Here is a 24,480-nt window from a genome sequence, read left to right on the forward strand (position 1 = left end):
TCATGTGGAATATCGTGCGAGATCGGCTTCCTACCACGATGACCTGGGTCTGTGCAGTATTGTCGGCGGTGATTCCTTGGATTGTCTATTCCATCAATCAGGCGCTGCATCATTACGGGGATCCACCATGGAAGAGGAAGTGATTATCCGGGGCTTTTGACCTGCATCCCAATGAATAAAGCAGCAATAACCACCCTTTCAAAACGCGCCTTTAGGACTATTTAGGGCGGAGTAGGTTTGCGCGATATTTATATGTAAAGGTAGATTTTAGGCGGTGTACGCGCAGATTAAGAAGGGGGGGTTATATGAGAACTCATGTCATGGAGCTTCAGGAAGGGGATCGTCTGAGAACCGATGTGTTTAACCGTGCCGGGTTGCACATTCTTCCGAAGGGGACAAGCATTCATGCGGAGGAAATCGCCCTGCTGATTCGGCAGAGTATCGATTATGTCGATATCGAATTGCGCGAAGGGGAAGTCACCCTGAACTCTAACAAGAATTCAAGCTTTATCCAGCATTTGCGCGATAATTTTTACTTTACGGTGAAGGGCTATCAGACGATCTTTCTAGAGGCGCTGACAACCGGAAAATTTAACCAATCGATGGTTGAGCATCATTTGGTGCCTATGCTTGAGGTCCTGGATCGAAATAAGGATGTCGTGTCACTCCTGATCGCTTTCACAGAAGAGGATGTTAACATTTATAACCACTCTTTGCAGGTGGGTCTGTTGTCCTATTATATTGCCACTTGGTTGGGACACCCGCCAAATGAATGTTATGAAATTAGCAAGGCGGGGTATCTGCACGATATCGGGAAGAGTCAGGTGCGGCAATCGCTTCGCAACCGTGAGCGTGAATTAACCGGAGACGAACGGGAGGAAATGAATCGTCATACTTCCTACGGTTACGAAATCATCCGCCGATCGACAGGGGAAGAGGTAACGGCCCTCGTCGCACTTCAGCATCATGAACGGGAAGATGGCACCGGTTATCCGGCCGGGTTACGCAAAGAGAAAATCCATCCCTATGCGGAAATTGTTGCGGTAGCCAATGAATACATAGCGATGACGTCTCCAGACGAATCAGGTTCGCGGCAGGATATCTTGTCCGTGCTGCGAAGCATTTATAATCTCGGATTCGGCAAGTTGAATGAGAAGGCGGTTCAAGCGTTGACGGCCAATCTTCTGCCGAATTTCATCGGGAAGAAAGTGAAACTAAGTAACGGTGAAACGGCGACGATTGTTTGGAACAACCCTACTGATATTTTCAAACCGTTGGTGCAAATCGACGAGTGGCAGTTCCGGGATTTGTCGAGAGAACGAAATATCGATTTAGTGCATGTGTTTATGTAAAATTACATAAATCCAGTGGAAGCAACCCGCTTCTCAATCAAAAGAGAAGGGGTTGTTTTTTTGTTCGTACTACTTGGGATAGAAATGGCAGGTTTACTTGCTGTTTCTCCCGTCGTCATAACTGAGCTGCCATTCGATGCCGTATTTGTCCTTTAGGTTGCCGTAACAAGGGCTCCAGAACGTTTCTTGCAGCTCCATTTTAACCGAGCCGCCTTCTTTGAGGCGCTCAAACGCGGTAGTGATTTCCTCCCGATTGGTGCTGATCAGCGCCAAACTGATATTGGTTCCAACGGTATAAGGGGAACCCGGGAACACATCGGAGAACATCAGGTTGCTGCCGCTTATCTTCAAGTTGGCGTGCATGACCCGATCCTTCGCCTCTTCAGGAAGCGTATAATCCGGCTCTGCGGAGTGCGCTTCGCCGTAGGTCATGATTTGCGGCCGCTCCACGCCAAACGCCTGGGCGTAAAACTCAACCGCTTCACGGCAGTTGCCGTCGAAATACAAATATGCGTCAATCGGCATATCAATCTCCTCCCTTAAAATCGTTCGCTTATTCACATTTGACTCCCTTACATCATACCCAGAATCCGCGAACTCGAATCAGACAAAATCCATTACTGGGAGATATTAACTCCAATTTATTTACACTATTTTAGAAAGAACATTTGATGAGAGATAAGGGATATATTCAGTAAGATAGAGACTTTTTGTTTACATTGCGATAATATAATTCGTAAATTAATATCATAAAGATGTTATAACTTTAAAATATAATTTCAAACGAATGAAATGAATTTCCAAAAAAATTCACATGGTTTGCTTGTTTTTTGTCAGCTTTGCGCTTAAGATATGATTGCAAGTCTAGTAAATATATCCAAATAGTGAAGTAGGTAATGAATGATGGCTATTCATGATAATATCCTGATCAAGATTCGCGATATGAAGGAGAATCTGACGCCGGTCGAGCGCATGGTAGCGGAATATATTCTCGCTAATACGGAAGACATTCCCCACCTGTCGATCAAAAGCTTGGCCAAGCTGAGCAAAACAAGCGATGCTTCTGTGCTTCGGTTCTGCAAAACGATGGGATACAGCGGTTACCGTAGCTTTATCGTCAGTATTTCAGCGGCGCTTGGCTCGATGGACGACGAGCGGAAGGACCAGTACACGGATATCCAACCGGGCGACGACCTGGATACGATTATCGCCAACATTTCGCGCAACAATATGAAGTCCATTGAGGATACGTTAAGCGTGCTGGATCGCGGTGAGGTTGCCCGTGCCGTTAAAGCGCTGCGTGCCTCCAACCGCATTGTGTTCTTTGGGATCGGCGCCTCCGGATTGGTGTGTCAGGACGGGGAACAGAAATTTTCACGAATTAATAAAATGTGTCATTCGTACACCGATGGGCACAGTCAGTTGACCGCGGCGACATTGCTTGGCAAAGGTGACGTTGCCATCTTCGTCTCTAACTCCGGAAATACCTTGGAAATCATAGAGACACTGGAGATTGCCAAGAAGAACAACGCTACGACCGTCGCCATTACCAAATACAACAAAAGTGAGCTTGCAGATAAGGCGGATATCCTGCTTGGCATTTCCACACCCGAGATCACCATGCGTAGCGGGGCGATGGGTTCCCGGATTGCGATGCTAACGATCATTGATATGCTGTTTGCTGGGGTGGCCAGTGCGGAATATCAAAATGTGAAGAAGTATTTGACCAAAACGCACAGTATTTTAGCCGCGAAACACAAAAGATAAGAGTATCAACTCCACGAGACATGGGATCCTGACGATCCAATGTCTTTTTTTGTTGAAAAAAGGAGTAAAAAATCAAAAATATATTACATAGTAAAATTTTATTTCAAAAACTATTGACGGGGTAAAGTTTACCACCGTAAACTAAGACTCAAGTAAAGGGTGGATCAAACCAGATCATCAGTGAGGAGAATGAAGACGCCATGGAAGAATATTATGCAGGTCTGACGACGGAGGCTATCAACCAGAACACGCTAAGGATTGATGAATGCTCGACCGAAGAAATGCTGCGTCTGCTGAATCGGGAGGATGCCACGGTGCCCGCCTGCGTTGCTGCGGAAATTCCGCAGATCACCAAGGCGGTGGATCTTCTGCACCAACTGCTGATGCAGGGGGGGAGAATGTTTTATATCGGGGCAGGAACTTCTGGTAGATTGGGGGTGCTGGATGCTTCGGAATGTCCACCAACCTTCGGCGTTGATCCTGAGCTGGTGCAAGGGCATATCGCTGGTGGAGACATCGCTTTAAGAGCAGCTGTCGAAGGTTATGAGGATAACGAAGAGGAGGGGATCGCATTAATCGAACGGCTTGGGGTGACGAACAAGGATGCTGTGATCGGTATTTCTGCCAGCGGCAGCGCCAGCTTCGTCATCGCCAGCCTGAAGAAAGCTGCCGAGCTGGGGGCGACGACCATTGGCATCGTCAACAACAAGGCATCCAAGCTGGAGGCCGTCTGCGATATTTGTATCTCACCTGTCGTAGGGCCGGAAGCGATTATGGGTTCAACCCGTCTGAAGGCGGGAACGGCGCAGAAGCTGGTGCTTAACATGCTCACGACCTGCACGATGGTGAAGCTGGGGAAAACGTACAATAACCTGATGGTGGACTTGAAGGCTAGCAACAAGAAGTTGTATGACCGTTCCATCCGCATCCTCAAAATCGCCACCGGCGTCGACAGCGCAACCGCTGCGAAAGTGCTGGAAGAGGCATCGCTGAACTGCAAGCTTGCGATCCTGATGATTAAGACGGGGATGGAGGCCAAGGAGGCCGAGCGCGTATTAAGCGAGTGTGACGGAAATCTCAAGCTGGCTATTCGCACACAAAACAAAGTGGTTTAGCACGATAATCCAGGGGGAGGATTTTTTGCTATGAGAAAAATGCATGTATTGGCATCCGTATTGGCATTAACCATGTCGATCAGCTTATTGACGGCATGCGGGTCGGGGAACAAAGCCGCGAACGGCGGCAATTCCGCCGCTCCCAACAACACGAATGGCGCCGCTGAAGCGCCTGCCGAGGCCAAAGACACGATCACCGCGTTACTCCCGCCGGTTTCTGGCAACTTCCAAAGTCGTTTTGAGGAAATCGAGAAGAACTTCAACGCCCTTTATCCCAATTTAACCTTAAAGATTGAACCGGCCAGCTGGGAGGACATGACGCAGAAGCTGGATACGCAGGTTAACGCCGGCAGTCCCCCAGACATTGCCTTTATCGGATCGGATGGGATCTCCAAATACGTGCAGCAAGGGATGTTGATGGACATCACCGATACAGTGACCCCGGAAATGGTCGCGGATTTTGATCCGACGCCGCTCGAATACATGAAGAAAGCGGATGGATTGTACGGGTTCCCGGCCTACATGGAGGTTCACGCCCTTGGCGGCAATAAGCAGTTCCTTGAAGAAGCGGGAATCGATTGGAAAAGCGTGCAGCAAAACGGTTGGACGTACGAAGAGTTCCGCGAAGCGATCAAAAAAGGCGTCGTGAAGGAAGGCGATACGATCAAACGGTACGGCTTCGTGTTCGCAACAGCCGGGGTGACGGCCAAGGATTATCTGAACATCCTTATCAAAAATGCCGGAATGCCAGCCGCGTTCACCAAGGACCTGAAATTTGCTTACACCAGCAAAAATTACTTGGAAGTGCTGAAGGCGGTACGGCAAATGATCGATGACGGCTCGATGCCGAAGGAGCTGAGTTCCGTCGATGCCGGCAAACGCTGGAACATGTTCCTAACCGGTCAAACGATGATTACCGGGAAAGGGCTGGCCACCTTCGAGAACTCGGCAAATCAAAACAATGAGAAGCTGAAGGCCAATGACGGCAGTGCGGTCGCTGGCAGCATTCCGGTTGAGTACATTGTCCTTCCTGTCCCCACGTTCCTAGGTCAAGAGCCGGTCTCCAGCACAGTCGTGGACGGTTATGTCACCTTCCGCGGCAAGAAGGAACCCAGCGCCGAGCATAAAGCTAACGTCGTGAAGGCGGCCTACTATCTAGCCAGCGGCAAAGTAGCGGCATTGACGAACAATGACCTGTTTGCGGCTCACATTACCAAGAGCGGCAGAGAAGCGGCGAAGGACCTGACGGTGAACCGGAATCCGGATAACGTTGCCGCAGTCGAAACTTTGTTATCCCACGCCAATCCGGCACGTCCGGATATCCCGGTGGAGCTTGGCGCCCAGGCGATCAAGCTGGAGGATGAAGTGATCATTCCGAAGCTGCAAGCCTTGTTGGCTGATGAGATTACGCCGGAGGAAATGTACGAAGCCGTCAAAAAAGAAGCGATCAAGATGTTTGGGGAAGACGGCGTAGTGATCGACTAACCAATGGAGGATCGGATAGCCGTGGGGAAGGTCTGCGGCTATCCGAACCGTTTTTTTACACTAGCGAAAAGGAGTTTGGACACGATGGCCCAGTTGGCAAAAATGCGGACGACAGGCCCAACCAAAAGAAAGATGCTGCGGATCAAAGGAGACACGAGCTGGGCATACGCTTTTATCGCCGTGGCGCTGGTCGTCTACGCCGTATTTACCGCCTATCCTGTTATCAGCGCTTTGATTATCAGTTTTCAGGAATACAAACCGCTGGGTTCCCAGTTTGTCGGATGGGAGAATTATGCAAACACCTTCACCGACAGCTTATTTTGGAAATCGATCAAGAACACGATTGTTTATACCGTTTTAACCGTTCCGGTCTCTTTGTTCCTGTCTTTTGTGATCGCCATCATGATCCATCCGCTGCGTAAAGGAATGCAAACGACCTTTAAAGCGATCTATTATTTGCCGGCGGTGGCATCCGGTGTAGCCCTGTCGGTTGTCTGGCTATGGATCTTTGATCCAATGACGAGCGGGATCTTAAACCAGCTGCTAGGCTTGTTTGGCATCACGAACCAGAACTGGCTGGGCTCCAGCTCAACGGCGATGTTCTCGCTGGTGTTGATGGCCTGGCTGTCCAGTCACGGCACGAGCATTATCATCTATTTGGCGGCGCTGCTTGGCATTGATCATAGCTACTATGAAGCGGCGGAGCTGGATGGGGCATCGTTCCTCCAGAAGATCTGGTACATCGTAATTCCCTGCCTCAAGCCAACAACGTTGTTCCTGCTGGTGACCGGCGTAATCGGTTCTTTCCAGGTGTTCCAGAACGCCTATCTGATGACTGGAGGCGGTCCGGATAACGCGACCACGATGGTGGGGCTGCTAATTTTTAACAATGCCTTCAAGTATTTTGAATTCGGGGAGGCGGCGGCACAATCCTTGATTCTAACGGTGATTATTGCAAGCATTTCCCTGCTCCAGTTCAAATTTATGGGCAACGACATCGAATATTAGCGTGGGAGGGAGGATGAACCCATGGCACTATACAGTAATCATACCGGCCATCCATACGTGAGGCGAATCCGCAACGCAGGGCTCATGATCGTTCTTCTGCTTTTTGCGCTGGCGACGCTGTTTCCGATCTACTTCATGATCATTTCCTCCTTCGGTGATCCCGTGGAAGCGGGGGCCTTAAGCTATTCGTTGTGGCCGGGCAAAATATCGCTGGATTCCTACAAGTTTTTCTTCGACTATAGCGAGTATTCCTACCGCTGGCTGTTAAATTCGCTGATTGTGGCAACCAGCGTAATGGTGTCTAATGTCCTCTTTGCGACCTTGGCTGGTTACGCCTTCTCCAAAATCCGTTTCCGCGGCAGATCGGTGCTGTTTTCGATTATGCTCTGCGCGATGATGATTCCGTATCAAGTGACTCAAGTGCCGCTTTACATTTTGATCGTTAACGTGTTTCAAATTGAAAATACGTATAGTGCGTTGATTATGCCGGGACTGGTCACGGTATTCAACATCTTCCTAGCCAAGCAGTTCATGACCTCCATTCCGACGGAAATTTTGGAATGCGCGAAGGTGGAAGGTTGCAACCAGCTTCAAATGTTCACCAAGATCGTTCTCCCCCTCTCCAAAACTGTGATGGCGGTCATGGCCATTTTAACCTTTATGGATAGCTGGAACACGTTCTTCTGGCCATTTCTTGTGACAAACACGATGGACATGCAAACGATTCAGGTGGGGCTCAAAAACTTCCGATTCGCGAACACCACGTATTTTGCTCCCATGATGGCGGGGGCAACGATCTCGGCCTTGCCCATGTTCGTTTTGTTCTTTAGCTTGCAAAAATATTTCCTGGAAGGCGTCACCGTTGGAGCGGTGAAGGGTTGAACATGGAGGTGAGGAGATGGAACGTCCAAACGGAACCTCTGCGGCTTACCGCTATGCGGTTGGTTTAATGTCGGGAACTTCGGTCGACGGCATCGATGCCGCCGTGGTGGCCATTCGCGGTGAGCTTGATGGGAGCGAAAAACCGGAAGTCCAGCTGGTGGCGTATGAGAACACGTCTTATCCGGATCAGGTCCGAGCAGAGATCTTTGCGATGTTTGATCCCCGGCAAGCGACGATCGACCGGGTGGGCCGTCTGAACGTTTGGCTAGGCGAGCTGTTCGCCCAAGCAGCGCTGGCCGTGATTCGGAAAGCGGGATTAACCCCCGGCGATATCGCCTGGATCGGCTCCCACGGCCAAACCATTTATCATGCGCCGGACGCGGGTAGCGAGGACGGCCTTGATTTACGGTATACCGTACAAATCGGGGAAGGGGCTGTGATCGCGGCCCGGACGGGAATCCCTTGCGTCTCCGATTTTCGCGTCGCTGATATGGCGGTGGGAGGTCAAGGGGCTCCGCTTGTGCCGTATACGGAATATTTGCTGTACCGGGAGGAGAAGCGGACGCTGCTGCTGCAAAATATCGGGGGGATCGGCAATATGACCGTTCTTCCCCAAAACTGCCGGCCCGATGAGGTGTATGCGTTTGATACGGGGCCCGGGAACGTGTTGATCGACGGGGTGGTGACGCGGCTTACGAAAGGAGCGGCAACGATGGATGTCGGCGGAAGTCTGGCCCGGCGCGGCCAAGTGCATGCTGGATTGCTTGAAGAATTAAAGCGCGAGCCCTATTACCAGCAGCCGATTCCGAAGTCAACCGGTCGAGAGCTTTTTAGTGCTTCCTACATGGATCGCCTGCTGGAGGATCAGGCCCGGTATGGCCTTTCGGCAGAGGATTTGGTGGCTACCGTCACCCGGCTTACGGCGTGGACGATCGGCGAAGGGTATCGCCGGTTTGTCCGGGCCCAGCATGCGGCCGATGTGTTGATCGTTGGGGGAGGCGGGAGCTATAATCCCGTGCTGATGAGCAAGCTGCAGGACGAGATGAATGCGATGGGGGTTGCCGTGATGACTCAAGAGGATCTGGGGTTTCACAGCGACGCCAAAGAGGCGGTGGCGTTTGCGTTATTAGCCGGCTGCACGCTGGACGGGGTGCCAAACAATCTCCCGCGGGTAACCGGGGCGGCTCATCCTGTGGTGATGGGGAAGATCAGTTATTCGCCTCCGGAGCGGGAATGACAGTTGGCCAACGTCAATTCATGAGAGAGGATGGCATCATCATGGTTGAAAACGGGATTGATCGGCTTTCGGAATATGCCAAGCTGCTGCAAGGCCATCGGCTTGGGTTGATCACAGCGCCGACCGGCCTCACCTCGGACTTTGTGTCTACGATTCAGGTGCTGCATGACGAGTTTCATTTGACGGCATTGTTCTCGCCCGAGCATGGCGTTCGCGGCGATCAGGCAGCCGGTGCTCTGGTAGACAGCTATATCGATCCGATCACGGGGGTGCCGGTACATAGCCTTTACCGGAAGGATTCCAAGCGGCTGACACCAGAGATGCTAGAGGAAGTTGATGCGGTCGTCTATGATATTCAGGATGTGGGCATACGGTACTATACTTACATTTATACCTTGCTTTACGCGCTGGAGGATTGTGCTGCAGCGGGCAAATCTTTTATTGTGCTGGATCGGGTAAATCCGCTGGATGGCGTCACGGTGGAAGGCAATGTGCTCAAGCCGGGGTTTGAGTCTTTTGTCGGCAACTACCCGCTTTGCGTGCGGTACGGCTTAACTGCCGGGGAAGTGGCCCGCATGGTCAACGAGCAAATGGGCTGGAACGCCGAACTGCATGTGATCCCATGCCGGGGGTGGAACCGGAGCATGCTCTATCCGGAAACCGGCCGGATCTGGGTACACCCGTCGCTGAATATACCTCGGTTCGAGACCGCCTTATTGTATGGGGGCACCTGCTTGTTTGAAGGGACAAATCTATCGGAAGGGCGCGGCACGACCTTCCCGTTTGAAATGATTGGCGCGCCTTATATTGAACCGGAGAAACTGGCGGTGGAAATGAATGCGAAGCGTTTGCCGGGCGTGTTGTTCCGACCGGTGTATTTTAAGCCAACGACGTCCAAACACGAGGATGAGCTCTGCGGCGGCGTCCAGTTATATGTGACCGATCCTCGGGCGCTGCAAGCGGTCGAGACCGGATATATCCTACTGGATACGATTCGTCGAAACTATGAGGCGTTTGCTTTCCTGCCGCCGATGAAGGAGAACCGCTTGTCGTTCATCGATATGCTGAGCGGCGACAAGCTGCTTCGCGAAGAGACTTTGCCGCTTCCGGAGCTATTGGAGCAGTTCCGGGAAGAGAGCCGGGCGTTCGCTGCGATGAAGCAGCAATATCACCTCTATGCCTGAGGGGAGGCTAGATTCAAATGAGATATGTCGTTGGCATCGACGGCGGCGGTACCAAAACGAAAGCGACGGTGGCGGATGAGACGGGGAATGTTGTTCGCTCGTTCGCCGTCGGTCCGCTTAATCTCAACGGTCAGGATGCCGGATCGGTGGAACAAACGCTAGATCATCTGCTGCGGATCGTAGCGGAGGTTTGCGGAGGGCTAGAACATTGCGTGCAGATGTGCCTCGGTGCGGCGGGGATTAGCAACCCTGTCGCGGCGGAGCGGCTGACGTCGCTGATCCGATCCGGCGGTTACCGCGGCGGGCTCGACCTGGTTGGCGATCACGAAACCGCCTTGTGCGGCGCATTAGACCGCTCGCACGGCCTGATCCTGATCGCCGGCACCGGGTCGATCTGCTTCGGGCGGAACGCTCGCGGGGAAACGCATCGAACTGGGGGCTGCGGCCACCTGATCGATGACGAAGGCAGCGGCTATTCCATTGGCCGCGAGCTGCTGAGCGCGGTCGTCCGGGCGGCGGACGGACGAAGCGGCCCCACGGCGATCACGGAGCTGGTCTATGCGCAGCTGGAGATCGATTCGGTGCGGCAGCTTATCGGATTCGTGTACAGCAAGGACACGAACAAGAAGGACATTGCCGCACTGGCCCCGCTGCTGTCGCCAGCCTGCGAGCTTGGCGACAGCACGGCGCTGGCGATCGCGCGGCGCAGCGCGATCGCTTTGGCGGAGATGGCCGCTCCCGTGGCCAGCCGGCTCGCCCTGGAGGAGGGCGAACTGGCGCTGGCCGGGAGTGTGCTGCTCCGCAGCGCGCACGTGCAGGCGGGCGTCAGGGAAGCGCTGAACGAGCGCTTCCCCAGGCTCACCTGCACGCTGCCCAAGCATGACGCAGCCTACGGCGCGGTCATGCTGGCGCTGCGCGCGCTTGCACCCGGGCGGGGCTAAGCCGCCCGGGCGCACAAAAGGCGTTTCCCTTAAGGTTACATCAGGGGAACGTCTTTTATATGTGGTCTGATCAGCAGAACCTACAGAGCCCGGTCTAATAGATCCATAATATGCACGGCTTCCATCTGCCCATTCAAGCCGGCTCGGTGAATTCCTTGCTTCATTTGCAGCAGACAGCCCGGGTTGGAGGTGACGATGAGGTGGGCTTTCGTATCCTGGACTTGTTCCATCTTGTCGTCCAAGATCTGCATCGACATCTCAATTTGAGTAAGGTTATACGTACCAGCCGAGCCGCAGCAGCTATCCGGCTGGCGCATTTCAACGAGCTCCAGTCCCGGGATGCGGCGCAGCAGCTCACGGGGCTGGTTGCGCACACCTTGACCGTGGGCGAGATGGCACGAATCTTGATACGTGACTTTGCAATTCAGCGGCTTGCTGAACTGGAGAGGAGGGAGCTCGGCCAGCAGCTCGTTCGCGTCGCGGTTGCGGGCAGCAAACCGCTTGGCCCGTTCCTCCCAAACCGGATCGCCTTTGAACCAGTGCCTGTATTCCTTTAACGCCGCCCCGCAGCCTCCGGCATTGTTGACGATGAAGTCAACGCCGGCCTGCTCAAACGCCTCGATATTCCGTTTGGCTAACTCCTTGGCGCCGGCCATCTCGCCGGAATGGGCGTGCATGGCCCCGCAGCAGTTTTGCGCTTCGACAAACACGACGTCGCAGCCGGCTTTCGTTAACAGCCGCGCCGTTGCCTGATTTGTCTCGAAGAACATCACGTCCATCACGCAGCCGGTGAACAATCCGACTGTCAGCTTGGTTTCCCCTTCAGCTTTCATTCGTTGTTCCCGCTTGCGGCGCTCGCGCGGGGAAGCAACCGTTTCGACCGCCTTTTGCATTTCGCGCAGCGCCTTAGGCAGTACCCGGATCAGGCCGGTCCGATTGACCAAACTTACAGATTTGCAATCCATACTTCTCGGCGATCCGTTCGACTTCCTCCACCATTTCCGCCAGACGGGAGCGAGGAACGGTGGCGTCCTCCAAAATCGTGGTTGGCTTGAGCCGAGAGAGGGCGGACAACGCCGCACGCCGCGCGGCCAGCAGCTTCGCGCCTTCCTCCGGGGAGCTTGCCACCTCTACTCCGGCAGCGCCATGTTCTTTGGCGATCCTAGCGATTCGCTCGATATCGCGGTCAACGACCTCGGCCGGGCCGTCTTGTTCAATCAGCAGCATCGACTTCATTTCCAAGGGGAGACCGAGGCCCGCGAAATCGTCCACGACCTTCATCGTTCCTTGATCCATGAACTCCACGGTGGCCGGGATAATTTTAGAGGCGATGATGGCTTCGACGGTTTTGGCCGCATCCACCAGATTCCGGTAATAAGCGACCAGCGTTCGCTTTGTTTCCGGCAAGGGGAGCAGCTTGAGCGTAACCTCCGTGATGACGGCAAGCGTTCCTTCGGAACCAACGAGTAACCGTGTCATATCATAGCCGGCGACGTCCTTGACGTTCTTCCCGCCGCAGCGCAGGATCTCGCCCGAAGGCAGCACGTATTCAAGTCCCATGACATAATCCTTCGTTACACCATACTTGAGTCCGCGCATCCCGCCGGCCCCTTGGGCGATATTTCCGCCAATCGTGGAAATCCGCATGCTCCCGGGGTCTGGCGGATAGAACAGGCCCATTGCTTCTACGGCTTGATGCAGGTTGGCGGTTACAACTCCGGGGCCAACCGTCGCCGTCAAATTTTCCGTATCAATTTCGTGGATTTGGTTCATCCGGTTCATGTTGAGCACGATCCCGCTTTGGGTTGGAATGGTGCTGCCAGCCAGATTGGTGCCGGATCCCCGGGTGATAATCGGAATCTGGTGCGTATCGGCCAACTGCAAAATGCCGGAAACCTCTTGAGCCGAGGCGGGAAACACGACCGCGTCAGGCAAGGCTTGGTACATCGGCGTGGCATCGTAGGAATAGGCATACAGCTCGGCAGGGCGGTCCAACACCCATTTGTCGCCGACGAGGGCTTGAAGCTGCGCTTTCACTTCGGGACTAATCAATTCACATTCCTCCCGCTTTCTGGTATAAACTTATAATTAGTCAGGTCATCAGATGAATTTTAAATTTGAAATAAATCTACCATATCGCTGGTAAATTGTATAGACTGTAATTTAAGAATGATGTTTGTTTTTAGGAAGGCTGCGGTCGGAAGAGGGAGAAGTCATGGATTTAGGCAAAAAAAATTACGAAATCATCACCGAGGAACTGGAGCGGATCATTGAAACCGGGAAGGTGAAGCCGGGCGAGAAGCTGGAGACGATCGAAAATATGGCCAAACGCTATCGCGTTGGCCGTTCCACAGTCCGCGAAGCGATCAGCCATTTGAAAGCCCGGGGCCTGCTGGAGACGAGGCAGGGAGGCGGAACCTACGTCCGGGCGCAGGCGTTGGAATCGATGGCGGCCCAGCAAATCAAGAACCGCGAGGACTTGCAGCAGCTGCTGGAGGTGCGCAGCATTCTGGAGGTCGGGAGCATCGAGCTGGCGGCACTCCATCGGAGTGAAGCTGATTTGGCTGAGCTCTCAGAGATCGTTGGTCTGATGGAGGAAGCGATCGGGAACGAGGAAATTAGCCAGGTGCATGACGTCAATTTTCATTTGGCAATTGCCAAGGCGACGCAAAACCCGTTGCTCCGTCAAATGATGGAAAGTATCTCGGCCATGATGATGCGTACCATCCGCGACAGCCGGAGCTTGTGGCTGTTCAGCGAGCAGGAATCGGCGCACCGCCTGTTCCAGGAGCACCGCCAAATGCTGGAGGCGATCCGAGAACAGAATCCGCGTGCGGCGGCCGACCTTATGCGGACCCATTTGACCAAGGTAGGACATGCGCTAATGGGAGCTTCGGACAAGCCTGGTGCCCCGGAATCCATTGAATAGATACAAGCACAGAAAAGACCTGAATCATTACGATCAGGTCTTTCTTTAGATTTCAAGACGTATAAGTATTACAAGCTCAACCAGATTACTTCTTATGCTTCGTCACCAGCTTGCAGCATTAGATGGGTTGCCGCCGTTTCCACGCCGTTGACCAGCAGCACGATGCGGTGCTCGCCGGGGTAATGGCGGCGGGTGGACAAGTCGGCCCAGCTATGCCGCCGGGAGCCGCTGAGGCGTGAACCGCCGGCAACTGTTCTGTCCGAGAGCAAAAATAGCTTCCTCGACGTGCGACCTCCGGCTTTGACGAAATCGATGCCGTATTCAATGCGCACCTTGGCCGGTTGACCTGAACGGATCGTCAGCTCGTAACGGAGCTCGCTGCTATCGCCGATGCGCAGCGCGTTTGGCTCGATGACGAGCGACGCATCGGTTGCCAGAGGCTTGCTGTCCTCGCCAGTGGCGTAACCAAACAGCTCCAGCACCTCGGGACCGCCGCGGCGGATCAGCGTCCGGCAGCCATGGCGAATGATCCAGTCGGTGTGCGGGTGGGATCCTTTCCAGCGCCGGGCGATCTCCAGGACCAAGTCCGGGTGGTCCTTGGCGATGTCGTTCAGGTTGTTGGCCACACTCTTGCGGACATACAAGCTCGGATCGGCCTTCAGTTGCTCCAGGATCGGCAGGACCGGCGCCGGATCGCGTTTGAACATCGGCAAAGCTTGTCCCCAAGGCAGGCGCGGCCTGCAGCCTTCGCTGGCCAAGCGGCGTACATGCTCATTGTCATGCTTCGCCCATGCCAGCATCTGCCGCATCATCCGCTCGGGATCCCGTTCAATAAACGAACGGACGGCAAACTCTGCGGACGATTTCGATGTAAAACGCTCCAGCGCCTGCATTGCAAGCTCCCAGTCCGATTCGGCCTTACCATACACCTCAACGAAATCGGGAAAGAACAGGTAGGGGAACCCCACGCAGGTTTCATCAATGGCATACAAGATGTCAAGCGCTTCCGAAAACCTTGCGGGCAGCAAAGCGCCCAGCTTTAACGAGATCTGCCGCATCCGCGCCTTGAGCTCCAGGGTGTCCCAAGTTTCGTCCATCACGTCAGCCACGAATCGTTCCATATCGAAGGAAGCGTAGGACTCCTTCACTTTGCTGCCGAATTCACGCAGAAATTCCTCACTATAAATCGATTTTAACGTATCAGCCATATCCATTCTCCGTTCTATTCCAAACTGAAGTTGAAAGTTTCAAGGGTCTATTTTACGATAACGATTTAATTCAGCGCAAACCATTACGATACACGCAGTTAACGTTATTTGATTATAATCTAACCATTTGTTAGTGAAAGGGGAAGCCCCAAATGAATAAATCGGCAATCCGTGCTTGGATTCTGTATGATTGGGCCAATTCCGCTTATGCGACGACGGTGTTGGCTGCCGTGCTGCCCATCTTTTACGCCGGGGTGGCTGCGCAAGGGTTAAGTGAAACAACTGCGGCTTCCTATTTGGCCTATACGCATTCTATCGGCATGGCGCTGGTGGCAATTATCTCTCCCTTGTTGGGATCCATCGCGGATTTATCGGGCCGCAAAACGACGTTCCTGACCTGGTTTGCGCTGCTTGGCATCGCAGGGACGCTTGGGTTCGCGCTCGTCGGACCGGGGGATTGGCTGCTTGCTTCAGCTTTACTTGTGGTGACCACCGTCGGCTTCTCCGGGAGCCTCACCTTATGATGCGTTGCTGCCTGACTTGGTACCCTCGCCATACCGGGATGACGTTTCGGCAAAAGGATATGCAGCCGGATATATCGGCGGCGGGATATTGCTGGCGGTAAACCTGCTGATGATCCAACAGCCGCAATGGTTTGGGATGAAGGATGAGCTTGCGGGCACCCAGCTTTCTTTCTTGACCGTGGGGTTTTGGTGGCTTGTCTTCTCGCTGCCGTTGATGCGAAACGTACCCAACCTCCCGAAACAAGCATCCGGCCTTACCGCTGGAGGATACCTGCGGGCCGCCTCCAAGCGGCTTGGCGGTACGTTTAAGGATATTCGCCGTTATCCGCAGCTGTCTCGGATGATCGCGGCCTTCTGGTTTTACAATGATGGGATCAATACGATTATCCTGATGGCGACGATCTATGGCACGACCTTGGGGATTGGCACGAGCGATTTGATTTTGGCCCTGTTGATCACGCAATTTGTGGGATTTCCCAGTACCATCCTGCTTGGAAAAGCGGCAACGCGTCTCGGCCCCAAACGCGTGTTGATCGCTACGCTGTGGACCTACGTCGTTATCGTTCTCTTGGGCTTTGGCATGAGCAGCGCGTTGCATTTTTATATTCTCGCCGTGATGGTGGGTCTCGTGCAGGGAGGCAGCCAATCGATTTCCCGCTCGATTCTAAGTGAGCTGATGCCGCCGAACCGGACGGGCGAATTTTTTGGTTTCGTCAATATTACAAGTAAGTTTTCTTCCATCTTTGGAACGTTTGCTTTTGGGCTCATTGGACAAATTACCGGCAATTCGCGCATGGGGATCTTGTCGTTGCTGCTGTTTTTTGGCTTAGGAATCGCCGTCGTGATGAAACTGAATCTAAACCGAGGGAAAGCGGATGCCTTGCGGAATGCAGACGATCCCTTCCCTACCGAAACGAAGCCGCCGGCAACGGCTTAAAGCTTACTGGTCGGAAAAAACAAATTAAACCGTCCCCGGCCTGTCCTGTTTCCTGCAAAAATGCTACGATAATTTCTATACAGAACCCTGGAAGATTAGAGGAGTGGAGACCCATGGCCGAAGTCAAAACCAATGCCATGCGCATGCTGGACAAGTCCAAAACGCCATACCAAATCTTTGCTTACGATGCCGAGGACGGGCAAATTCATGGAACAGCGGTGGCGGAGAAGATCGGCAAACCCGCCGAACAAGTCTACAAAACGCTGGTGGCGCATCAAGGTTCATCGTTATTTGTGTTTATTATTCCGGTTGCTGAGGAGCTGGACCTGAAGAAGGCGGCCAAAGCCGCCGGGGTCAAAAAGATTGAGATGCTGCCGCTGAAGGATTTGCAGCAACATACCGGCTATGTCCGCGGCGGCTGCTCTCCGATTGGGATGAAGAAGCTGTTCCCCACCTTTATCGACAGCCGGGCCGAAGGATTGGAAACGATTCTTGTATCGGCGGGACGGATTGGGTTGCAGATGGAACTGACGCCTCATCAGCTAGCGGCCCAAGTCAAAGGGAAATTTGCGCCATTGATTCGTGAAAGCGGGGATTAAAGACGGGGATGAACGAGCCCAAGGATCGCTAAGGGAAACGCAGGATTTGACATGCCGATAACAATCGCCATCTATACTAGAGGTAAAACCTAAACAGAAGGATGGCTGATCCGATGGGAATCCATGCTTATTTTCGCTCCTTAAACGAATTGGAACGCATTTATCGCTGTCCCGGAAGGTTCAAGTTCGAAGAACATAGCGTGGCGGCGCATTCCTGGAAGGTTGTGCAGTACGCCAAGACTTTAGCTGATATTGAAGAACAGCACGGCGTTGCTATAGATTGGAAAAAACTGTACGAAATCACGAGCAGCCATGATTATGGTGAGATTTTTATCGGGGATATCAAAACACCGGTCAAACATGCCTCGGCCGAGCTCAGGAACTTGATTCAGCAAGTTGAAGAAGGCATGGTGCACAATTTCATCGACGAACATATTCCTGTGGAGTTTAAGCCGATCTTTCGCAACCAGCTCCGCGAAGGAAAAGACGGTTCTGTTGAAGGGCTGATCCTGGAAGTTGCCGACAAGCTGGATCAGGTCTATGAAGCATTTGCCGAGCTGCAGCGGGGCAATACGGAGAAAGAGTTCGTCAAGATGTACCGCGATGCGTTGATCAAAATCAAAAATATTCGGCTCCATTGCGTCGATTATTTCCTCCGTGAAATTTTGACGGACATGGTGCTCGAAGGGACAAGCTCGCCCATTGATATTAAGCAGATTACCGAGGAAGCACTGGAGCAAGCGGGTGGAGTTTTAACCCGCGCCTAAAAGTAGCCCATTCCAATTCGCTGGAATGGGCTGTCCCACTGTCATCTGAGATGACTGCGGGATTACCGCTTTTTTCCTTATAAATAAGGTGCAATCCATAAACGGAACAGTTCTGTTGGAGGTCGGTCCCGCTTCCGTTTATCGTTAGTCAGCACAACAACCGTCTCCAAGAGTGGAATGACATAAATGAACTGCCCCCCATATCCGCGAGCATAGAAAAAATCAAATTTCGACTGCCCGTCCTCTCCATAGACGTCCGTCCACCAATGCCAAGCATAACAGCCGCGCCAAGGAGCTTCGACATCAATCGCAGGCTTTACGGATTCCGCCAAACGTTCCGCCTGGATCACCCGCTGGCCTTCCCATTCACCGCCCTGCAAGTAGAGCAAACCAAATTTCAACATGTCCGTTGGACGAAGCCACATGCCAAATCCGCCGGTGTGGATGCCCTGCGGATCCTGCTCCCATCGGTACGTCTCGATGCCCAGCGGGCCGAACAGATGCTCCTCGGCGAATTGGGCGACTGGCATACCGGAGGCTTGGACCAGGATCGCCGACAGCAGCTGCGACGCGCCGGAGTTGTACTCCATCCGGTCACCGGGGCGGTCAGCCATCGGCTGATCCAGCGCAAACTGAACCCAATTAGGCGAACGGGTCATCCGCGGAAAAGAGTTATGCCCGCCAAACTCCGTCCAATTCCACCCGCCCGTCATGGTTAACAGATGACGCAACGTAATCTCACGTTTTCGCTCATCCGGATCTTCCTCCAGCTGCGGATAGAAGCAGCGAATCGGAGTGTCGGGAGGCGGCAGGAGACCGCGGTCCCAGGCGATGCAGAACAGGGCGGAGAGAAAGCTCTTCGTACAGGAGTTAATTTTGGCGAGCTCGTCCACAATTTGTTCGTTCCGGTAATGTTCAAGCACCAGCCTGCCTTGGGTGTGGATTAAACAGCTTCTTAAATCAAGCGGCGCGATGGCTGCCGAAATGGAAGATAAGTTCATAACCTGGATGTCCTTTCTAATGTCGTGGTGCCCAGAGAATAATGGAGACGCCGATCAGACAAATGGCGGCGCCAAGCCAATCGTAGAGATCGGGGGTTTTCTTGTCCACCCACCAGCCCCATAACACAGCGAGCGCAATAAATACGCCGCCATACGCTGCATAAACGCGGCCAAAGTTTGGAAACTTCTGCAGTGTTGGGATGATGCCATATACGATCAAAATCAGGCTGCCAGCGATTCCGTACCATAGCGGTTTGGATTCGCGCAACCACAGCCAAACTAAATAGCCACCGCCGATTTCGGCGAGTCCGGCGACAACAAACAAGAGGATTGCGAGGAGCATGATGCAGCCCCGTCCTTTCACGTTATTTTTACCAAAGATTGTACCATGGATCCGCGAAGATGAAACCTTGATGAAGACGCTGGCGTCTTTGCACGGATGCGCTATAATCAATGTAGAGCAAATTTTCAAAATTAAACTATCAAAACTACAATTAAAGGAGTGGATCCGGATGGAACGTGTCCAATCGGAATCGCAATTCGAACAATTAATTCAAAGAGATCAGTATACGGTGATCAAATTTGATACGACCTGGTGCCCGGATTGCAAGAACCTCGACCGGTTTATCGGGGATATCATCCAGGAGCATCCGGACAAAGAGTTCTACGCGATGGATGCAGAGGAATTCCAGCCGCTGGCTGAAGCCAATGAGGTGCGAGGGATTCCCAGCCTGCTCGTCTATAAAAACGGGGAGAAAATCGCCCACCTGCACAGCAAATTCGCCAAGACGCCGGGGCAAGTCCGCGAATACTTGGAGAGCTTAGCTTAAAGCGGCAGAAGGGATGTTCTTCGCCCAACCTTAATAAGGGGATGAGGAACATGAAAATTACGTCGACTTGACTGTAGCCGGCATCGGACGATTGAGTTTCCATACGCAGGATGAGTTCTCGCTAGCCGCTCTCGGACGGATGGAGGCCGAGGTTTAAATTACGCGTTCAGGGCTGATACCCTTGGATTTGTGGTGGTAACCCGCGCATCCGCCCGAGCCAATTCCGTGATGCCATCCCACAGCACACGGCGGCTCCGCGTATCAAGTCCGGTTGTAGGTTCGTCGAGGAACAGTACCGGGCGGCAGCGGTCAAGTCGAACTTACGAGGTTTTGAGGAGGGAGCGTCAAAGATGAACAAGCTGTGACCAACAATGTGAAATTTCGCACATATAAGTGAAAAAAATCACATTAACAAAAGCCGCTTTTTTTTATAATTCAAACTGAAGAGAAAAACAGGAGGGAAACAACATGAAAATGGTCAAAGGATTGGTTGTAGCCGGGCTTGCTGCAGCACTGCTGGCAGGTTGCGGTTCGAATGACGGGAACTCGGCGGCAAACGCCAATAAACCTGCGGAGCAAACGGACGCCACCACATCGGCTTCGATCGTAAATCAAGCGGATGCGTTCGTGAATGCAGTGAGTGAGAAAGGGACTTGGATCATCGCGATTCTAAACGACTTGACGGTGGATCAAGATGTTGTTGTTGCCGGCGAATTCCACGATAAAAACGATGCGTCGAAGGACATCTACCGCAAGATCGCGTTGTATGCGCAGGATGAAGACCATAATGTTACTGCTTCTTACACCTTAACGGTTCCGAAATTGATCGTACAAAGTGAAAACCTGAGAATTCAAGGCGGTACCGTGAAAGGTGACGTATATGTAGAAGCGAACGGCTTCAACCTGTACGAAAACGCTACGATTGACGGCAACCTTTACTTCGCCAATGCCGACGTGCAAGCCAGCGCGAAAATCGACGGCAAAGTAACAGGTGCAACGGAAGTTAAATAACAGCAAAACGAAGGGCCAACCGAATGAGGTTGGCCTTGTTTTTTAGATGAAGAACGATTGGATGAAAACATAGATTCCTAAACCAATAATCGCGATACCGCTGATTTTACAGGAGACATAATAGAAATCGCTTGGTTCCGCCTCGCGCACCCATAACCCGTGTAAGGAGAGATGAAATAAGACGTTTTGCAGCTTCTCAAAGCGGAATAAGCTCCATCCGAAAAACATGAGCACATAGGAGCCGTAGTAGAGCAGCAAGCTCCCCTGTTTGCTGTGGTATTCGGGAAAGGCCGCTCGGACGATCATACTAGGACTATACAAGCCAACGTGTTCGTCGATGGGCTGGGGGACACCATTGATGTTCCATGAGATTTCAGGGACCAACTCGCCCTGATCGTCCAGCCACAACAAGATCTCGTCGTGCGCTTCCACCTGGAACCGCTCCCCTGACGGATAGATCACCTCATAGCGTGGAACCCACTGGGCTTCCAGAACGTGGACCTCATATTCCTGCCGATCGATACTTACCCGCTTTTGGCCCGGATCGTTACCGTTCATGACCACGACCTCTTGACCGTCATAGGATCGATACGTTACCGCCTGCGGCTCCTGATGGATCGGTCTGAATTTGTCCCCATGCAAGTAAAACACCGCTTCCGAAAAATAAGGCGCTGTCCAAACACTTATTCCAATAATAACGAGGAGTGCAATTAACAGCTGGGCCCGAGTCGTCCTTGTCCACCGGGTGAACCAAGGTTTTAACTCCACATTATTATCCTCCCCCCAATCAGATACTATATTTACGTCTTCTTAGGGGTGAGGTTGCGGTTTGCCCGTCCGTATGGTCTAATCGCAGTAGCTGCGTTCTGCAGCGGAAGTCTCGATCAGGAGGCGAGCGGTCATGAACCTGAACCATTTACATTTTCATATCCATTATTGCAATAGTAAGCAGCCGAATGACGGTAAGCAGCTAAGAAATCATATCCGTCGAACGCTTACGCACCACGAATTGCTGCTCGTCACCGGAGGAAAGGGCAGTATTACGTTGAACCGCAAGAAGCATCTCGTTCAAGAAGGCATGTTATTTTATATCCACGCGGGGTTACCCCATCACATTCAGATGGATGAAGCGGATCCAATCTGTTTCTATTCCGTCCACTATAGTTATGCGGGCATCCGCTTTGATGACGGGGCCTGGTCCATCGGGCAGGAAACCGAGCGCTTGCCGCTTCCGCCCATGCAGATTTTGCAGAACGGTTATTTGGTTGAGGATGCCTTTCGCCGGCTGGCGGCAGCCTGGTTCGCTAAACTGCCGGGGTATGAGCTGCTGACGAGAGCCGGGCTGGAGCAACTGCTGTATGAAATCTTGGTCCATGTGAAAAGACAAAATCAGAACCACGCGGTTGCGCTCAAAATCGAGAAAGTGATTCAGTATATGCGCGAGCATCTTGGCGAGCGGCTTACGTTGGCGGAGTTGTCGGATCTGGTGCATTTGTCCACGTATTATCTGTCGCGGGCTTTTAAACAGACGACCGGATTTACCGTCATTGAGTACTTTAACAAACTGAAGATCGATAAAGCCAAAGAGCTGATTCTAGAAAGTGATAAAAAAATCAAAGAAATCGCGTTGGAGCTCGGTTTCGCTGACGAATTCTACTTCAGTCGAATTTTTAAACGGACCGAAGGGATGAGCCCATCGGAATATTACAGCAAAATCGTCCATGGAGTTTAAGATAATGCATGGAGTAAAGCTAACCTTCGCGTTAATATTGTCCTGCAAGAATGTTCATCTTATTGTTCATCTGCGCGCGCAGGGAACAGGGGGGTTACAGAAGGAAGGCTTAAGGTTATGCCGATTTGGAAAAGAAATTTGATCGTTTGCTGGTTCGGCATGTTTGTGACAGGCGTGGGCATGAGCCAGCTTGCACCAATCCTGCCGCTTTACATCAAGGAGCTGGGAGTGGATCAGGCCGATGCGGTGTCCCGGTATTCGGGACTGGCCTTTGGCATCACGTTTATCGTCTCGGCGATTTTCTCGCCGATTTGGGGGCTTGCGGCTGATAAATTTGGCCGGAAACCGATGCTCTTACGGGCCAGCCTGGGGATGGCGATTATCATTGGGTGCATGGGGTTTGTCACCAATGTCCACATGCTGATCGCCCTTCGGTTCCTGCAAGGCATCATTACCGGCTACAGCACCGCTTGCACGACGCTGATTGCGACGCAAACGGACAAGGAGCACGCCGGCTGGGCACTAGGGCTCTTGTCTACGTCCAATATCGCCGGCTCGCTGCTAGGTCCAACGATCGGTGGATTTATCGCTGAACACGCCGGGCTTCAAGAGACCTTTTTCTTAACTGGCGGACTGATGCTGATCGCCTTCATCATGACGCTGTTGTTCGTGAAAGAGACGTTTGTGCGTTCGGAAGTGAAGGTGGCGGGCATGAAGGAAGTATGGGGCGCGCTTCCGGAAAAAAGCTTGACGGTGACGCTGTTCGCCACGTTCTTTATGCTGAGTGTCGCCATGTATTCGGTGGAGCCGGTCCTTACCGTGTACGTGAATGAAATCTCCCGTAACAGCAGCCATGTGGCGATGTTGGCCGGTATGATTTTCTCGGCATCCGGGTTGGCTAATATTTGGGCAGCGCCAAAGCTAGGGAAGCTGTCCGACCGGATTGGCGCTCATAAAGTGATGCTGGCAGCGCTCTTGGTCTCGGGGATCTTGTTTGTCCCGCAGGCGATGGCACGCAATCCCTGGGAGTTGATGGGGCTTCGGTTCCTGCTGGGAGCTGCTGCAGGGGGACTCAATCCCTCGGTGAACACCCTCATTAAGAAAATTACCCCGGAGCATCTAACCGGCCGGGTATTTGGATTAAGTATGGCGGCTGGCTACTTGGGAGTATTCGCCGGTTCGGTGCTGGGCGGTCAAGTTGCGGCTTGGTTTGGCATCCCGTATGTCTTCCTGCTGACCAGCGTGTTGCTCCTGATTAACGCAGCTTGGGTATATGCAAAGGTGTATAAAAAGCTGCGGGAGCCCAGCCATTCGGCAGCTCTGTAAAGTATACAAGAGAAGGGAAGTTCAGCAGAAATGATGGAAATGATCCAACCCGAAACGAACACGATGATCCTTGCGGAAAAAACCGCACTCGTGCTTATCGATTTGCAGCAAGGGATTTGCCATCCGTCCCGACAAAGTGCGCCGTACGACAGTGCGGAAGTCGTAAGAAACGCGAGCCGGTTGGCCCAGGCATTTGCCGAAGAAGGCGGATTTGTGGTGCTTGTCCGCGTATCTACGTTGGATGGCAAGGATATGCTCAAGCCTGATACCGACGGTCATCTCAGTCCAGGCGCTTACCCTGAAGGTTGGGATGAAATCGTGCCAGAACTGGCCAATATTCAAGGGACCCATGTCGTGACGAAACGCCAATGGGGTGCTTTTTACGGCACAGATCTGGATCTGCAGCTGCGGCGGCGGGGCATCGATACGATCGTGCTCTGCGGCATCTCCACCTCCATCGGGGTGGACACGACCGCGCGCGAAGCGTTTCAGCATGGGTACCATCAAATCTTCGTCGAGGATGCCATGACGGCATCAACAAAAGAGGAGCATGACTACGTCTGCCGCTATATCTTCCCACGCATCGGCAAGATTCGGTCTACGGAAGAGGTATTGGCGGCGCTGCGGTAAATAGAGCCAGGCAAT

The 24,480-nt window shown here is 52.8% G+C and carries 26 protein-coding genes and 1 pseudogene; 20 read left to right on the plus strand and 7 right to left on the minus strand.

Annotated features, from left to right (window positions below; translation table 11 throughout):
- Positions 1-2: 2 nt before the first annotated feature.
- Both ACL02P_RS05410 and ACL02P_RS05415 read left to right on the plus strand, forming a co-directional pair.
- Positions 3-143, plus strand: coding sequence for a hypothetical protein (locus tag ACL02P_RS05410; RefSeq protein WP_016311926.1), 141 nt, complete (start codon positions 3-5; stop codon positions 141-143).
- A gap of 162 nt (positions 144-305) precedes the next feature.
- Positions 306-1,352, plus strand: coding sequence for an HD-GYP domain-containing protein (locus tag ACL02P_RS05415; protein ID WP_412836918.1), 1,047 nt, complete (start codon positions 306-308; stop codon positions 1,350-1,352).
- Positions 1,353-1,445: 93 nt separating this feature from the next.
- On the opposite strand, the gene ACL02P_RS05420 is transcribed toward ACL02P_RS05415, so the two are convergent.
- Positions 1,446-1,877 carry a VOC family protein gene (locus tag ACL02P_RS05420; RefSeq protein ID WP_009225973.1) on the minus strand — a complete coding sequence of 144 codons (432 nt, stop codon included), beginning with the start codon at positions 1,875-1,877 and terminating at the stop codon, positions 1,446-1,448.
- Between the two features lie 378 nt (positions 1,878-2,255).
- Between ACL02P_RS05420 and ACL02P_RS05425 the strand changes: the two genes are divergently transcribed.
- From ACL02P_RS05425 to ACL02P_RS05460, 8 genes are all read left to right on the plus strand, one after another.
- A complete protein-coding gene (locus ACL02P_RS05425) occupies positions 2,256-3,119 on the plus strand; it encodes a MurR/RpiR family transcriptional regulator (protein ID WP_036645902.1) in 864 nt (287 codons plus the stop codon).
- Positions 3,120-3,319: 200 nt separating this feature from the next.
- Positions 3,320-4,234 (plus strand): N-acetylmuramic acid 6-phosphate etherase, encoded by a 915-nt coding sequence (murQ, locus tag ACL02P_RS05430; RefSeq protein ID WP_009225975.1) that lies wholly within the window; start codon positions 3,320-3,322, stop codon positions 4,232-4,234.
- 30 nt (positions 4,235-4,264) lie between these two features.
- On the plus strand, positions 4,265-5,719 hold the full coding sequence (locus ACL02P_RS05435; RefSeq protein WP_009225976.1) for an ABC transporter substrate-binding protein: 1,455 nt from the start codon (positions 4,265-4,267) through the stop codon (positions 5,717-5,719).
- Between the two features lie 84 nt (positions 5,720-5,803).
- Positions 5,804-6,727: a carbohydrate ABC transporter permease gene (locus ACL02P_RS05440; protein ID WP_412836919.1), complete on the plus strand. Its 924-nt coding sequence runs from the start codon at positions 5,804-5,806 to the stop codon at positions 6,725-6,727.
- A 21-nt stretch (positions 6,728-6,748) separates the two neighbouring features.
- The gene (locus ACL02P_RS05445) at positions 6,749-7,609 is read left to right on the plus strand and encodes a carbohydrate ABC transporter permease (protein WP_412836920.1); all 861 of its coding nucleotides are present in this window, start codon (positions 6,749-6,751) and stop codon (positions 7,607-7,609) included.
- 16 nt (positions 7,610-7,625) lie between these two features.
- On the plus strand, positions 7,626-8,846 hold the full coding sequence (locus ACL02P_RS05450; protein ID WP_260070773.1) for an anhydro-N-acetylmuramic acid kinase: 1,221 nt from the start codon (positions 7,626-7,628) through the stop codon (positions 8,844-8,846).
- Between the two features lie 41 nt (positions 8,847-8,887).
- On the plus strand, positions 8,888-10,030 hold the full coding sequence (locus ACL02P_RS05455) for an exo-beta-N-acetylmuramidase NamZ domain-containing protein (RefSeq protein WP_412836921.1): 1,143 nt from the start codon (positions 8,888-8,890) through the stop codon (positions 10,028-10,030).
- A 17-nt stretch (positions 10,031-10,047) separates the two neighbouring features.
- The gene (locus ACL02P_RS05460; protein WP_260070775.1) at positions 10,048-10,971 is read left to right on the plus strand and encodes a BadF/BadG/BcrA/BcrD ATPase family protein; all 924 of its coding nucleotides are present in this window, start codon (positions 10,048-10,050) and stop codon (positions 10,969-10,971) included.
- 80 nt (positions 10,972-11,051) lie between these two features.
- Here the strand turns inward: ACL02P_RS05460 and ACL02P_RS05465 are convergent, their stop codons facing one another.
- Together ACL02P_RS05465 and ACL02P_RS05470 are read right to left on the minus strand one after the other, a co-directional pair.
- Entirely contained in the window at positions 11,052-11,936 is an 885-nt protein-coding gene (locus ACL02P_RS05465) for a (Fe-S)-binding protein (RefSeq protein WP_412836922.1), read from the minus strand.
- A pseudogene (locus ACL02P_RS05470) lies at positions 11,905-13,023 on the minus strand (FAD-binding oxidoreductase); the annotation flags it as partial. The gene ACL02P_RS05465 and the pseudogene ACL02P_RS05470, both read right to left, overlap by 32 nt.
- A gap of 163 nt (positions 13,024-13,186) precedes the next feature.
- Here ACL02P_RS05470 and ACL02P_RS05475 point away from each other — a divergent pair.
- On the plus strand, positions 13,187-13,900 hold the full coding sequence (locus ACL02P_RS05475; protein ID WP_260070777.1) for a FadR/GntR family transcriptional regulator: 714 nt from the start codon (positions 13,187-13,189) through the stop codon (positions 13,898-13,900).
- 92 nt (positions 13,901-13,992) lie between these two features.
- Here the strand turns inward: ACL02P_RS05475 and ACL02P_RS05480 are convergent, their stop codons facing one another.
- Complete coding sequence (locus ACL02P_RS05480) at positions 13,993-15,108, minus strand: DNA alkylation repair protein (protein WP_412836923.1); 1,116 nt, start codon at positions 15,106-15,108, stop codon at positions 13,993-13,995.
- A 152-nt stretch (positions 15,109-15,260) separates the two neighbouring features.
- On the opposite strand from ACL02P_RS05480, the gene ACL02P_RS05485 reads away from it, so the two are divergent.
- From ACL02P_RS05485 to ACL02P_RS05500, 4 genes are all read left to right on the plus strand, one after another.
- Positions 15,261-15,632 carry an MFS transporter gene (locus ACL02P_RS05485; protein ID WP_311202268.1) on the plus strand — a complete coding sequence of 124 codons (372 nt, stop codon included), beginning with the start codon at positions 15,261-15,263 and terminating at the stop codon, positions 15,630-15,632.
- A gap of 16 nt (positions 15,633-15,648) precedes the next feature.
- Positions 15,649-16,569, plus strand: coding sequence for an MFS transporter (locus ACL02P_RS05490; RefSeq protein ID WP_412836924.1), 921 nt, complete (start codon positions 15,649-15,651; stop codon positions 16,567-16,569).
- 113 nt (positions 16,570-16,682) lie between these two features.
- Positions 16,683-17,168, plus strand: a complete 486-nt coding sequence (ybaK, locus tag ACL02P_RS05495) for a Cys-tRNA(Pro) deacylase (protein ID WP_009225988.1) — start codon at positions 16,683-16,685, stop codon at positions 17,166-17,168.
- A 113-nt stretch (positions 17,169-17,281) separates the two neighbouring features.
- Positions 17,282-17,935 carry a YfbR-like 5'-deoxynucleotidase gene (locus tag ACL02P_RS05500; protein WP_009225989.1) on the plus strand — a complete coding sequence of 218 codons (654 nt, stop codon included), beginning with the start codon at positions 17,282-17,284 and terminating at the stop codon, positions 17,933-17,935.
- Between the two features lie 77 nt (positions 17,936-18,012).
- On the opposite strand, the gene ACL02P_RS05505 is transcribed toward ACL02P_RS05500, so the two are convergent.
- Both ACL02P_RS05505 and ACL02P_RS05510 read right to left on the minus strand, forming a co-directional pair.
- Positions 18,013-18,936, minus strand: coding sequence for a serine hydrolase domain-containing protein (locus tag ACL02P_RS05505; RefSeq protein ID WP_260070779.1), 924 nt, complete (start codon positions 18,934-18,936; stop codon positions 18,013-18,015).
- A gap of 16 nt (positions 18,937-18,952) precedes the next feature.
- A complete protein-coding gene (locus ACL02P_RS05510) occupies positions 18,953-19,279 on the minus strand; it encodes a YnfA family protein (protein ID WP_036645906.1) in 327 nt (108 codons plus the stop codon).
- Positions 19,280-19,448: 169 nt separating this feature from the next.
- Here ACL02P_RS05510 and ACL02P_RS05515 point away from each other — a divergent pair, with 169 nt between their 5' ends.
- Both ACL02P_RS05515 and ACL02P_RS05520 read left to right on the plus strand, forming a co-directional pair.
- A complete protein-coding gene (locus ACL02P_RS05515; RefSeq protein WP_036645941.1) occupies positions 19,449-19,766 on the plus strand; it encodes a thioredoxin family protein in 318 nt (105 codons plus the stop codon).
- Positions 19,767-20,234: 468 nt separating this feature from the next.
- Positions 20,235-20,777 carry a polymer-forming cytoskeletal protein gene (locus tag ACL02P_RS05520; protein ID WP_009225993.1) on the plus strand — a complete coding sequence of 181 codons (543 nt, stop codon included), beginning with the start codon at positions 20,235-20,237 and terminating at the stop codon, positions 20,775-20,777.
- A gap of 42 nt (positions 20,778-20,819) precedes the next feature.
- Here the strand turns inward: ACL02P_RS05520 and ACL02P_RS05525 are convergent, their stop codons facing one another.
- Complete coding sequence (locus tag ACL02P_RS05525; RefSeq protein ID WP_339299074.1) at positions 20,820-21,545, minus strand: hypothetical protein; 726 nt, start codon at positions 21,543-21,545, stop codon at positions 20,820-20,822.
- A gap of 133 nt (positions 21,546-21,678) precedes the next feature.
- Here ACL02P_RS05525 and ACL02P_RS05530 point away from each other — a divergent pair, with 133 nt between their 5' ends.
- From ACL02P_RS05530 to ACL02P_RS05540, 3 genes are all read left to right on the plus strand, one after another.
- Positions 21,679-22,509: a helix-turn-helix transcriptional regulator gene (locus ACL02P_RS05530; protein WP_260070781.1), complete on the plus strand. Its 831-nt coding sequence runs from the start codon at positions 21,679-21,681 to the stop codon at positions 22,507-22,509.
- Positions 22,510-22,626: 117 nt separating this feature from the next.
- Complete coding sequence (locus tag ACL02P_RS05535) at positions 22,627-23,835, plus strand: multidrug efflux MFS transporter (RefSeq protein WP_260070783.1); 1,209 nt, start codon at positions 22,627-22,629, stop codon at positions 23,833-23,835.
- Positions 23,836-23,868: 33 nt separating this feature from the next.
- Positions 23,869-24,465, plus strand: a complete 597-nt coding sequence (locus tag ACL02P_RS05540; RefSeq protein WP_260070795.1) for a hydrolase — start codon at positions 23,869-23,871, stop codon at positions 24,463-24,465.
- Positions 24,466-24,480 lie beyond the last annotated feature (15 nt).

The sequence above is a fragment of the Paenibacillus sp. MB22_1 genome (assembly GCF_047200555.1).
Lineage (GTDB): Bacteria > Bacillota > Bacilli > Paenibacillales > Paenibacillaceae > Fontibacillus > Fontibacillus phoenicis.